General features: G+C 43.7%; 10 protein-coding genes, 5 tRNA genes and 3 rRNA genes. 1 reads left to right on the forward strand and 17 read right to left on the reverse strand.

All coding sequences use genetic code 11. The annotated features are described in order from the left end of the window. Positions 1 to 10: 10 nt before the first annotated feature. The 11 genes from rplW to M1F26_RS18540 all read right to left on the reverse strand — a co-directional run bounded on the left by rplW (position 11) and on the right by M1F26_RS18540 (position 5028). Positions 11 to 313 (reverse strand): 50S ribosomal protein L23, encoded by a 303-nt coding sequence (gene rplW, locus M1F26_RS18490; protein ID WP_004265420.1) that lies wholly within the window; start codon positions 311 to 313, stop codon positions 11 to 13. Next, the gene (gene rplD, locus M1F26_RS18495; protein WP_004265418.1) at positions 310 to 915 is read right to left on the reverse strand and encodes a 50S ribosomal protein L4; all 606 of its coding nucleotides are present in this window, start codon (positions 913 to 915) and stop codon (positions 310 to 312) included. The genes rplW and rplD overlap by 4 nt, the downstream gene beginning before the upstream one ends. Before the next feature lie 16 nt (positions 916 to 931). Beyond that, a complete protein-coding gene (gene rplC / locus M1F26_RS18500; protein ID WP_004265414.1) occupies positions 932 to 1561 on the reverse strand; it encodes a 50S ribosomal protein L3 in 630 nt (209 codons plus the stop codon). Positions 1562 to 1593: 32 nt separating this feature from the next. Continuing rightward, the gene (gene rpsJ, locus M1F26_RS18505; RefSeq protein ID WP_001181005.1) at positions 1594 to 1905 is read right to left on the reverse strand and encodes a 30S ribosomal protein S10; all 312 of its coding nucleotides are present in this window, start codon (positions 1903 to 1905) and stop codon (positions 1594 to 1596) included. A gap of 339 nt (positions 1906 to 2244) precedes the next feature. Further along, complete coding sequence (gene bfr, locus M1F26_RS18510; protein WP_140172942.1) at positions 2245 to 2718, reverse strand: bacterioferritin; 474 nt, start codon at positions 2716 to 2718, stop codon at positions 2245 to 2247. 126 nt (positions 2719 to 2844) lie between these two features. Next, positions 2845 to 3045: a bacterioferritin-associated ferredoxin gene (gene bfd / locus M1F26_RS18515; RefSeq protein WP_140172941.1), complete on the reverse strand. Its 201-nt coding sequence runs from the start codon at positions 3043 to 3045 to the stop codon at positions 2845 to 2847. A gap of 273 nt (positions 3046 to 3318) precedes the next feature. Continuing rightward, positions 3319 to 4503: an elongation factor Tu gene (gene tuf / locus M1F26_RS18520; protein ID WP_215954249.1), complete on the reverse strand. Its 1185-nt coding sequence runs from the start codon at positions 4501 to 4503 to the stop codon at positions 3319 to 3321. A gap of 117 nt (positions 4504 to 4620) precedes the next feature. Then, positions 4621 to 4696, reverse strand: a tRNA-Thr gene (locus M1F26_RS18525). A 6-nt stretch (positions 4697 to 4702) separates the two neighbouring features. Then, positions 4703 to 4777: transfer RNA gene (locus M1F26_RS18530), tRNA-Gly, on the reverse strand. Positions 4778 to 4852: 75 nt separating this feature from the next. Next, a tRNA-Tyr gene (locus M1F26_RS18535) sits at positions 4853 to 4937 on the reverse strand. 15 nt (positions 4938 to 4952) lie between these two features. Continuing rightward, positions 4953 to 5028, reverse strand: a tRNA-Thr gene (locus M1F26_RS18540). 426 nt (positions 5029 to 5454) lie between these two features. Between M1F26_RS18540 and coaA the strand changes: the two genes are divergently transcribed. After that, positions 5455 to 6405, forward strand: a complete 951-nt coding sequence (coaA, locus tag M1F26_RS18545) for a type I pantothenate kinase (RefSeq protein ID WP_004264367.1) — start codon at positions 5455 to 5457, stop codon at positions 6403 to 6405. Between the two features lie 39 nt (positions 6406 to 6444). On the opposite strand, the gene birA is transcribed toward coaA, so the two are convergent. From birA to M1F26_RS18575, 6 genes are all read right to left on the reverse strand, one after another. Next, on the reverse strand, positions 6445 to 7419 hold the full coding sequence (gene birA, locus M1F26_RS18550; RefSeq protein WP_140173006.1) for a bifunctional biotin--[acetyl-CoA-carboxylase] ligase/biotin operon repressor BirA: 975 nt from the start codon (positions 7417 to 7419) through the stop codon (positions 6445 to 6447). Then, on the reverse strand, positions 7416 to 8450 hold the full coding sequence (gene murB, locus M1F26_RS18555) for a UDP-N-acetylmuramate dehydrogenase (RefSeq protein ID WP_094963242.1): 1035 nt from the start codon (positions 8448 to 8450) through the stop codon (positions 7416 to 7418). The genes birA and murB overlap by 4 nt, the downstream gene beginning before the upstream one ends. Positions 8451 to 8605: 155 nt before the next feature. Beyond that, a 5S ribosomal RNA gene (gene rrf, locus M1F26_RS18560) occupies positions 8606 to 8721 on the reverse strand. Between the two features lie 26 nt (positions 8722 to 8747). Beyond that, a tRNA-Thr gene (locus tag M1F26_RS18565) sits at positions 8748 to 8823 on the reverse strand. Positions 8824 to 8868: 45 nt separating this feature from the next. After that, positions 8869 to 8984: ribosomal RNA gene (gene rrf, locus M1F26_RS18570) — 5S ribosomal RNA — on the reverse strand. A 149-nt stretch (positions 8985 to 9133) separates the two neighbouring features. After that, positions 9134 to 12330 (reverse strand): 23S ribosomal RNA (locus M1F26_RS18575). Positions 12331 to 12639 lie beyond the last annotated feature (309 nt).

Raw genomic sequence — 12639 nt, forward strand, 5'->3', positions numbered from 1 at the left:
CTCCTCCGACTTACTCAGCACCGCTAATGAAGTCCAAATTTTGGCCTTCTTTCAGCGTGACGTAAGCTTTTTTCCAGTCGCTACGACGACCGAAACGCTGACCGTGGCGTTTAGTTTTGCCTTTAACCAGCAAAGTGTTAACACCTTCAACTTCAACTTCAAACAGTTTCTGTACAGCAGCTTTGATTTCTGCTTTAGTCGCGTCTTTCGCAACTTTGAGAACGATGGTATTGCTTTTTTCCATCGCTGTAGAAGCTTTTTCAGATACATGCGGCGCGCGCAGTACTTTTAGCAGACGTTCTTCACGGATCATGCCAGCATCTCCTCAACTTGCTTCACAGCATCAGCAGTCATAACCACTTTGTCGAAGGCGATCAGGCTAACCGGGTCAATACCTGCTGCATCACGAACGTCAACCTTATACAGGTTACGCGCTGCTAAAAACAGATTTTCATCTAATTCAGCAGTGATGATCAGAACATCTTCCAGAGCCATATCTTTCAGTTTCTGTGCCAGCAACTTAGTTTTAGGTGCTTCAACAGAGAACTTCTCGACAACGATCAGACGATCTTGACGTACCAACTCAGAGAGGATGCTTTTTAAAGCACCACGGTACATCTTCTTATTAACTTTTTGACTGTGGTCCTGTGGTTTAGCTGCGAAGCTAACACCACCAGAGCGCCAAATTGGGCTCTTTACTGAACCAGAACGTGCACGGCCAGTACCTTTTTGACGCCATGGTTTTTTACCTGAACCAGAAACTTCAGCACGAGTTTTCTGAGCACGAGTACCTTGACGAGCACCAGCTGCATACGCAACAACTACTTGGTGAACAAGCGCTTCATTGAAATCACGCCCGAAGGTAGTTTCGGAAACAGTCAGCGCGCTTTGCGCGTCTTTCATTACCAATTCCATTCCTATCTCCTCGACGTTAAGCCTTGACAGCCGGTTTTACGATCAGGTTGCTACCAGTTGCTCCTGGAACAGCACCTTTGACCAGCAGCAGGTTGCGCTCAGCGTCAACACGTACTACATCTAGGCTTTGAACAGTTACACGTTCATTACCCAGTTGGCCTGCCATTTTCTTGCCTTTAAACACTTTGCCCGGAGTCTGGTTTTGACCGATAGAACCCGGAACACGGTGAGACAAGGAGTTACCGTGAGTAGCATCTTGAGTACGGAAATTCCAGCGCTTAACTGTGCCGGCAAAACCTTTACCTTTAGATGTACCAGTAACGTCGACTTTTTTAACGTCAGCGAAAATTTCAACGCTAATGCTTTGACCTACTGTGTATTCTGCACTGTCTTCAATGCGGAATTCACGCAGGATACGGCCAGCTTCGACGCCAGCTTTAGCGAAATGACCTGCTTCAGGCTTAGTTACACGATTAGCTTTTTTGCTACCGGTAGTAACCTGAATTGCATTATAACCGTCAGTTTCTGCAGTTTTAACCTGAGTAACACGGTTATTTTCAATTTCGATAACAGTTACAGGTATAGAAACGCCATCTTCAGTGAAGATACGAGTCATACCGACTTTCTTACCGACTAAACCTTTCATTGTTTCAACCTCTCAATCGTTCGACGACCTGATTAACCCAGGCTGATCTGCACGTCAACGCCGGCAGCCAGGTCCAGACGCATCAGAGCATCAACGGTCTTTTCGGTTGGCTCAACGATGTCAACCAGACGCTTGTGAGTGCGAATTTCGTACTGATCACGCGCATCTTTGTTAACGTGCGGAGAAATCAGAACGGTAAAACGCTCTTTACGTGTCGGCAGCGGGATAGGACCACGAACTTGCGCACCAGTGCGCTTAGCAGTCTCTACGATTTCCGCAGTTGATTGATCGATTAAACGATGATCAAAAGCTTTCAGGCGGATACGGATTCTTTGGTTCTGCATGAGACCAGAGCTCCAACTATTTTATAAACGTAAATGATTACTCCTCGTGCCCATTTCGATTGATGGGAGAGTGTAATCGTTCTTGATGTAACTTCCAAATCGGAAGTATTGTCTAAATGAGCAACAAATCGTTAACTCAATACTGATATTTCAGTCCTAAAATATAGGGCTTACTCATCAGTAAGCCCGCGCATTATACGTAAATTATAGGGAAACGCAAGCAATCGAGGAAAATATGTGCGAATTTTCTAGGGGAGTAATAAAAAAACCTCAACCATGGAATACACAGTGGTTGAGGTTAGTTATTAACTTAATAAAACAACAGTACGGAATAAGACTTTATTTTTCTTTAACTTGTGCTTGAAGATAGTTTTGAATTCCCAAACGATTAATCAGCTCTAGTTGAGTTTCTATCCAATCAATATGATTTTCTTCATCAGCTAAAATTTCAATCATCAGGTCTCGACTTACGTAGTCATGAACCGAATCTGCATACTTAATAGCTTCCTTTAGATTTTTTGCCCCATCGATTTCAAGCTGTAAATCTGACTTCAGCATTTCTTCAACATCTTCACCAATATTCAATTTGCCAAGATCTTGTAAGTTAGGAATACCTTCGAGGAAAAGAATTCGCTCTATATATTTATCTGCGTGCTTCATTTCATCAATTGATTCGTGATATTCCATCTCATTGAGACGTGTAAGCCCCCAATTTTTAAACATGCGTGCATGCAAAAAATATTGGTTAATTGCAACTAACTCATTGCCCAGTAGTTTATTTAGGTGGGCTATCATTTTTTTATCGCCTTTCATTTCTACCCTCCATCGCTTCCAGTCTTTTAAGTGTAGTACTGAAATTGATGTTAGTGTGATTTTTACACAATATATTTAAACAAAAGGTGATAAATATGGTGGGAATAATTTGACTGGTATTAAATACTATGCGACTTCAGTTGCGCACGCATCCTCAAAAATCATTTGCTCTTCATATAAAATTGCCTTCGTCTGCCGAATACATTTTCCACATTCTAAGCCTACAGGCAGAATTTGTCGTAGACCCTTTAGTGAGGTCACTTGATACTTTCTTGCGACATTTCTGATCTGTTTATCAGTAATGGCTTCACAAAGGCAGATGTACATGATGCTTACCTGTATAAATCACATACAGATAGTTTAAATAAAAATGATTTGCATTTCAATTATCATTACTAATGATTTACAAAGATCATTTACCACTGAGCGATTAATTACACAAGTAAATGAAATCAAAAGAAAAAATAACTTTTAATATGAATAATTCGGCTAATATATAGCAACGTAATACTGTAATTTCATGTAGTCAAAATTTTGCTTATAACAACAAAAGGGCACCTAAATAAGGTGCCCTTTTTTAAAACTAGATAAAGCTATGTATTATGCAATAATTTTTGCAACAACACCCGCACCTACAGTACGGCCACCTTCACGGATTGCGAAACGTAAACCGTCGTCCATCGCGATTGGGTGGATCAGGGTAACGATCATGTTGATGTTATCACCTGGCATTACCATCTCTACGCCTTCTGGCAGTTCGATAGTACCTGTTACGTCAGTTGTACGGAAGTAGAACTGTGGACGGTAACCTTTGAAGAATGGAGTATGACGACCACCTTCATCTTTGCTCAGAATATAAACTTCTGATTCAAATTTAGTGTGTGGCTTGATTGAACCTGGTTTCGCCAGTACTTGACCACGTTGAATTTCTTCACGCTTAGTACCACGCAGCAGAACACCAACGTTCTCACCTGCACGACCTTCGTCTAACAGTTTACGGAACATTTCAACGCCAGTACAAGTTGTTTTAACCGTGTCTTGAATACCAACGATTTCAACTTCTTCACCAACTTTGATGATACCACGCTCAACACGGCCTGTTACTACTGTACCACGACCTGAGATTGAGAATACGTCTTCGATTGGCAGCAGGAATGGCTTGTCAATTGCACGCTCTGGTTCTGGAATGTAAGTATCCAGGTGGCCTGCTAATTCAACAATTTTCGCTTCCCACTCTGGGTTGCCTTCCAGCGCTTTCAGTGCTGAACCACGGACAACTGGAGTGTCGTCGCCTGGGAAATCGTATTGAGACAGAAGTTCACGAACTTCCATTTCGACTAATTCTAACAGCTCTTCGTCGTCTACCATGTCACATTTGTTCAGGAAAACGATGATGTAAGGAACACCAACCTGACGACCTAACAGGATGTGCTCACGAGTTTGTGGCATTGGGCCATCTGTCGCAGCAACAACCAGAATTGCACCGTCCATCTGAGCAGCACCAGTGATCATGTTTTTAACATAGTCGGCGTGTCCTGGGCAGTCTACGTGTGCGTAGTGGCGAGTTGGAGTATCGTATTCTACGTGTGAAGTAGAGATGGTGATACCACGCGCTTTTTCTTCTGGTGCGTTATCGATTTGATCGAACGCACGAGCAGCACCGCCGTAAGTTTTTGCCAGAACAGTAGTGATAGCTGCTGTCAGAGTAGTTTTACCGTGGTCAACGTGGCCGATAGTACCAACGTTAACGTGCGGTTTTGAACGTTCAAATTTTTCTTTAGACATTAGATTGTCCCTCTAAGACACGGAATCGGTGGTTAAACCACATCAACCAAGCAAGAATTATTTCGCTTGTTTTTTTCAGGAGACAAATCAGGGAGATAAGTGAGAACATAAAGGAAGTGGTGCTGATAGGCAGATTCGAACTGCCGACCTCACCCTTACCAAGGGTGTGCTCTACCAACTGAGCCATATCAGCACATCTTGGAGCGGGCAGCGGGAATCGAACCCGCATCATCAGCTTGGAAGGCTGAGGTAATAGCCATTATACGATGCCCGCAATGAACTCGGCTACCTGAGTTATCAGCTGTTAAACTGTTCCTCAAAATTTTCTCTTAAGAAAATTTCTTGGAGATGGTGGTGGGAGAAGGATTCGAACCTTCGAAGTCTGTGACGGCAGATTTACAGTCTGCTCCCTTTGGCCGCTTGGGTATCCCACCTATCCAAATTTTTAATGGTGCCGGCACCAAGAGTCGAACTCGGGACCTACTGATTACAAGTCAGTTGCTCTACCAACTGAGCTATGCCGGCATCAAGTGCTGCGCATTCTAGGTAGAGTCGGCGCAGGTTGCAACAAAAAAATTAACTTTTTTGTTTGTTCGCTCACATTTTGTTCGCTTTTCGCATTTTTGTTGATTTTTTAACTGTTTTAAGCTTAAAACATCAACAGCAGCTGTTAACTATAGTCCATTATCATTTGGTCAGTAAAGGGAGAAAAAGGCTTAAAATTTTTAAAATCATTATTTTTTATTCGATATCACAGTTTTACCCTCTTATTCTTAGGTGTTTTTTTCATCACTCAGTATCATTTTTTCTGCCTGCATCAAAAAAAACTGATAAAAAATAGAAAAAAACCTACGCCTCCCCACTTTCCCTCGCTATGATGCTAGCAAATTTTATGGATACGGGTGTTTAGGCAACCTGTCCAACCTGCATAAAATAGGCAGATGTTGGTTTATGAAAAAGAAAGAAAATTTTATTACTACGCCATACTTAGAGTTTGATAGAGAACACTGGGCAACTTTACGTGATTCAGTACCGCTTACATTAACATCGAGTGAACTTCTAGAGTTAAAAGGGATTAACGAAGAACTCTCTATGGAAGATGTTATAGAAATTTATCTACCTTTATCGCGTTTACTGAATTTTTATATTAGTTCCAACTTACGTCGTCAGGCTGTTCTAGAACAATTCCTTGGAACTAATGGCGCAAAAGTGCCTTATATTATTGGTATAGCAGGTAGTGTGGCCGTTGGTAAAAGTACAACAGCACGTTTACTACAAGCACTACTCACTCGTTGGCCTGAACACCGTAAAGTTGACCTGATCACAACTGATGGTTTTTTACATCCTAATCAAGTATTAAAAGATAGGAATATCATGAAGAAAAAAGGTTTTCCGCAATCTTATGATATGCGAAAACTAGTCAACTTCGTGTCACAAATAAAATCAGGTGCACGTAATGTTAAGGCTCCGGTTTATTCGCATTTAACGTATGACATTGTCCCTGATGAAGAACAGGTAATTGATCAACCTGATATTTTAATACTCGAAGGGCTGAATGTCTTACAAAGTGATATGGATTATCCACAAGACCCCCATCATGTATTTGTATCTGACTTTGTTGATTTCTCCATTTATGTTGATGCTGCACCTGAATTATTAAAGCAATGGTATATCGGTCGGTTCCTTAAATTTAGGCAAGGTGCATTCTCAGATCCTGATTCTTACTTCCATAGTTATTCTAAACTTAGGGAAGAAGAGGCAATTAATATTGCTAGCTCTATTTGGGATGAAATTAATGGGCTAAACCTTGAAGAAAATATATTACCAACAAAGGAAAGAGCCAGTTTAATTATGACTAAAGGTGAGAATCATTCTATTCAGAGTGTTAGATTAAGAAAGTGATTATTTATATTGGCCGGTTTCTCTCCGGCCAGTAATATATTATTCATTTGGTCTTAAGGATATTTCACCACCAATATAGGAAATTATTTCGCCATTATCCTTCTGTAGCAATAATGCACCTTGCTCATTAATCCCACGTTCAATTCCCGTTATTATTTCGTTACCAATCAATAACTTAACATTTCTATTTAAAAAATTATCTAACTCAACCCATCTTTCTAAAAATGGTTTTAGCCCTTCTTTTTCAAATAAAACCAATGAATTCCTCAAAGCTTGAATTATATTTGCTGATAATTCATTTCTCTCTATATTTTCAAATTCGTCAGATAGAGAGGACCAGGCTTGAGTTATGTTTTCGCTACTGTCAGAATTTTCTTTATTCATGCCAATATTAATACCAATACCGATAATAATATGAGCTGCATCCCCTGTTTTACCCGTTAATTCAACCAAAATTCCTGCAAGCTTTTTATCATTCATATATAGGTCATTAGGCCATTTGACTTTGACTTTATTACCAATTAATTTATTTAACGTTTCAGCGACAACAATACCAACAACTAAGCTTAACCCTATTGCCGCCGCAGGACCTTGGTCTAATTTCCAGTACATGGATAAGTAAAGGTTACATCCAAATGGTGATATCCATTGCCTTCCTCTTCTACCTCGCCCAGCACTTTGATACTCAGCAAGACACGTATCCCCTGACTGTAATTCAGTAATTCTCTCCAACATGTACTGATTAGTAGAATCAATAACAGGTTCAACTATAATATTTACGTCATCAACTCGCTGTTTTATTGTATCTTCGTTAAGTAGGTTAATAGGATAAGGTAGCTTATACCCTTTACCGGTTACCGTTTGTACATTCACTCCCCACGAACGTAGCGTTTTTATATGCTTATTGATCGCTGCGCGGGTCATCCCTAGTTTATCTCCTAGCTGTTCTCCTGAATGCACTTGCGCATCGGCCAAGATATTTATGAGATCTAGTGGGGTGTTTCTTTCTTTCATTGAATACATTCCATTGCGTTGATTTCGCCATTTTTACCGATAAACCTGACCTCTGGTTCTAAATGTATACCAAAATGCTCTAAAACCTTTTGACTCACATATTTTGCTAGATTGACAATGTCTTGCCCTGTCGCTCGGTTTTTATTGATTAAAACCAATGCTTGCTGCTTATGTACCGCAGCACCACCGATTTCATGTCCTTTCAGACCACATTGGTCGATAAGCCACCCTGCTGCTAGCTTTACGCGTCCATCTTCTTGGTTATATTGAGGACAATTAGGATAAGCTATTTTTATGGCTTGTGCTTTTTCTGCTGAAATAATAGGATTTTTAAAGAAACTCCCTGCATTACCTGTTATTGCCGGATCAGGTAATTTACTTCTACGCGTTTGGCATACAGAGTTAAATACTTGTTCTGGTGTTACTGTATTGGGGTCAAGCTGAGCAAGGTCACCATATATAAGCTTAGGCGTCCATTCTTTAGCAAGTTTTAACCCAACACTGATAATGACATAGCCATATTGATATTCATGCTTAAAAATGCTATCACGGTAGCCAAACTGACACTCTGCAGCTGTTAGCCGTGTTACTTTACCTGTATCTAGAGAAAGTACATCAACATACTGACATATATCTTTTAGCTCTAAACCATAAGCACCAATATTTTGAATGGGCGCAGAACCTACACAACCTGGGATCAACGCTAAATTTTCCGCACCACAAACACCTTCACTCAATAACGTTTCAAGTAATTGATGCCAATTTTCACCTGCTTGAGCATGAACATACCAATAGCTGATATCTTCTGTTATTTGTACACCCTTTAGCTGATTGATGATTACTACACCTGCAAAGTCTTCAACAAATAGAACATTGCTTCCCCCTCCTAATAATAATACTGGGAGTTGCTGATTTTTAGCCTCGCTCCATTGCTGGAGTAGAGATTCTTGGTTATCCACAAAAACAATTGATAGTGCTTTTGCTTGAATGCCAAAGCTATTAAATGATTTAAGTTCAGACGTTAGGTTCATTACAGCCTTCAGTACAAATAAAACAAAGATAAGATAAGTCTATCAGGCTGGATTAAGAGTGAATAGCAGGATTAAGAAAATAAGATAATTAGTGAAAATTATTCTATTAGTAGAATGCAAAAAGCCACCCAATGGGTGGCTTCTTTATATTTAAAACCTAGCAGTTCCCTACTCTCACATGGGGAGACCCCACACTACCATCGGCGCTACGGCGTTTCACTACTGAGTTCGGCATGGGGTCAGGTGGGACCACCGCGCTATTGCCGCTAGGTAAATTCTTTTTAAATGCCGATTATATGGTGCTGATACCCAGATTCGAACTGGGGACCTCACCCTTACCAAGGGTGTGCTCTACCAACTGAGCCATATCAGCAATATGGTGCGGTCAGTCAGTACTGACACAACCTTAAAATTTAATGTCTGGCAGTTCCCTACTCTCACATGGGGAGACCCCACACTACCATCGGCGCTACGGCGTTTCACTGCTGAGTTCGGCATGGGGTCAGGTGGGACCACCGCGCTATTGCCGCCAGACAAATTCTGTTTGTTCACGTTTAGCTCAACACACTTTCGGTATTTGCTAAACCTAAACTTCAATCTTGAACAAGCTGCTGTGTCCTTCACCTTCCGGCTTCTCACTTCTCGAAAACAACTCCATCTCTCTAAAACACCTTCGGTGTTGTCAGGTTAAGCCTCACGGTTCATTAGTATTGGTTAGCTCAACGTATCGCTACGCTTACACACCCAACCTATCAACGTCTTAGTCTTAAACGTTCCTTTAGGACTCTTAAAGAGTCAGGGAAGACTCATCTCAAGGCAAGTTTCCCGCTTAGATGCTTTCAGCGGTTATCTCTTCCGCACTTAGCTACCGGGCAATGCCATTGGCATGACAACCCGAACACCAGTGGTGCGTCCACTCCGGTCCTCTCGTACTAGGAGCAGCCCCTTTCAATCTTCCAACGCCCACGGCAGATAGGGACCGAACTGTCTCACGACGTTCTAAACCCAGCTCGCGTACCACTTTAAACGGCGAACAGCCGTACCCTTGGGACCTACTTCAGCCCCAGGATGTGATGAGCCGACATCGAGGTGCCAAACACCGCCGTCGATATGAACTCTTGGGCGGTATCAGCCTGTTATCCCCGGAGTACCTTTTATCCGTTGAGCGATGGCCCTTCCATTCAGAACCACCGGATCACTAAGACCTACTTTCGTACCTGCTCGAGCCGTCACTCTCGCAGTCAAGCTGGCTTATGCCTTTGCACTAACCGCATGATGTCCGACCATGCTTAGCCAACCTTCGTGCTCCTCCGTTACTCTTTGGGAGGAGACCGCCCCAGTCAAACTACCCACCAGACACTGTCCGCACCCCAGATAATGGGGCAACGTTAGAACATCAAACATTAAAGGGTGGTATTTCAAGGTTGGCTCCATGCAGACTGGCGTCCACACTTCAAAGCCTCCCACCTATCCTACACATCAAGGCTCAATGTTCAGTGTCAAGCTATAGTAAAGGTTCACGGGGTCTTTCCGTCTTGCCGCGGGTACACTGCATCTTCACAGCGAGTTCAATTTCACTGAGTCTCGGGTGGAGACAGCCTGGCCATCATTACGCCATTCGTGCAGGTCGGAACTTACCCGACAAGGAATTTCGCTACCTTAGGACCGTTATAGTTACGGCCGCCGTTTACTGGGGCTTCGATCAAGAGCTTCTCCTTACGGATAACCCCATCAATTAACCTTCCAGCACCGGGCAGGCGTCACACCGTATACGTCCACTTTCGTGTTTGCACAGTGCTGTGTTTTTAATAAACAGTTGCAGCCAGCTGGTATCTGCGACTGGCTTCAGCTCCATGGGTAAACCACTTCACCTAATGCCAGCGTGCCTTCTCCCGAAGTTACGGCACCATTTTGCCTAGTTCCTTCACCCGAGTTCTCTCAAGCGCCTGAGTATTCTCTACCTGACCACCTGTGTCGGTTTGGGGTACGATTAATGATAATCTAGAGCTTAGAGGCTTTTCCTGGAAGCGGGGCATGAGCTACTTCATCACCGTAGTGACTCGTCGTCGGACCTCAGCATGTAGTGAACCGGATTTGCCTAATTCACCTGCCTACATCCTTAAACCGGGACAACCGTCGCCCGGATAGCCTAGCCTTCTCCGTCCCCCCATCGCAATTATCACCAGTACGGGAATATTAACCCGTTTCCCATCGACTACGCATTTCTGCCTCGCCTTAGGGGTCGACTCACCCTGCCCCGATTAACGTTGGACAGGAACCCTTGGTCTTCCGGCGTGCGGGTTTTTCACCCGCATTATCGTTACTTATGTCAGCATTCGCACTTCTGATACCTCCAGCATGCCTCACAGCACACCTTCACAGGCTTACAGAACGCTCCCCTACCCAACGAACGTATCCTTAAACTGACTGCCTGACGTTTCCGCCTCGACTTTGTTGGACGCATTGACGTCGCTTCGCTCCGTCAATCGTTTTGATACATTTGAGTATCACTTAATCAGTTTAAGTGATACGTTCGCTGCCGCAGCTTCGGTGCATAGTTTAGCCCCGTTACATCTTCCGCGCAGGCCGACTCGACCAGTGAGCTATTACGCTTTCTTTAAATGATGGCTGCTTCTAAGCCAACATCCTGGCTGTCTGAGCCTTCCCACTTCGTTTCCCACTTAACTATGACTTTGGGACCTTAGCTGGCGGTCTGGGTTGTTTCCCTCTTCACGACGAACGTTAGCACCCGCCGTGTGTCTCCCGTGATAACATTCTTCGGTATTCGTAGTTTGCATCGAGTTGGTAAGTCGGGATGACCCCCTAGTCGAAACAGTGCTCTACCCCCGAAGATGAGTTCACGAGGCGCTACCTAAATAGCTTTCGGGGAGAACCAGCTATCTCCCGGTTTGATTGGCCTTTCACCCCCAGCCACAAGTCATCCGCTAATTTTTCAACATTAGTCGGTTCGGTCCTCCAGTTAGTGTTACCCAACCTTCAACCTGCCCATGGCTAGATCACCGGGTTTCGGGTCTATACCCTGCAACTCATTCGCCCAGTTAAGACTCGGTTTCCCTACGGCTCCCCTATTCGGTTAACCTTGCTACAGAATATAAGTCGCTGACCCATTATACAAAAGGTACGCAGTCACCCCATCCTCAAATGTCCCGCTTGTCTTTGCGGCCAATCTTGCCCGATTTTTTAACTTCCGCTGCTCATGGACTTCGATGTCCACTGCGCTGCGGCTTGAAAAAATCAGCCAATCTTGTTGGCAAATCCTGCGCTGTTATTGTGATGGTTTTACACCCTCACTCAATTGCCGAGGCACTTGAGTGATGGGGCTCCCACTGCTTGTACGTACACGGTTTCAGGTTCTATTTCACTCCCCTCGCCGGGGTTCTTTTCGCCTTTCCCTCACGGTACTGGTTCACTATCGGTCAATCAGGAGTATTTAGCCTTGGAGGATGGTCCCCCCATATTCAGACAGGATAACACGTGTCCCGCCCTACTCGTCGAGTTCACAACACTAACACCTTCGGATACGGGGCTATCACCCTTTACTGCCGGACTTTCCAGACCGTTCTCCTGATGCTAATGCTGATTAAGACTCTGGGCTGCTCCCCGTTCGCTCGCCGCTACTAGGGGAATCTCGGTTGATTTCTTTTCCTCGGGGTACTGAGATGTTTCAGTTCCCCCGGTTCGCTTCGTTTGACTATGTATTCATCAAACGATAGTGCAACGAATTGCACTGGGTTTCCCCATTCGGAAATCGTCGGTTGTAACGGTTCATATCACCTTACCGACGCTTATCGCAGATTAGCACGTCCTTCATCGCCTCTGATTGCCTAGGCATCCACCGTGTACGCTTAGTCGCTTAACCTCACAACCCGAAATTGTTTCAACGTTCACCTTACTGTCATGGCTGTGCGTGCATTCCTTCTTTGTTGGGCAGTGCTCGCAATGCTCACATACTTATGTATGCTGCGCTTGCTGTGCGCTGGCCGCCGCGAAGGACTGACTGCTCGCTCATGCCACTCGCTAAAGTGACCGAAAATTTCAGGTCTGAAATTTTGAGAGACTCTCACATTGTTTAAGCGATAAACAATGTGCGTTGTTTTCAATTTTCAGCTTGTTCCAGATTGTTAAAGAGCATAATTGTTAAACCAACTACAATATAATTGGCTTAATC

The sequence above is a fragment of the Providencia sp. PROV048 genome, from assembly GCF_033688165.1.
In the GTDB taxonomy this organism is placed as follows: domain Bacteria; phylum Pseudomonadota; class Gammaproteobacteria; order Enterobacterales; family Enterobacteriaceae; genus Providencia; species Providencia hangzhouensis.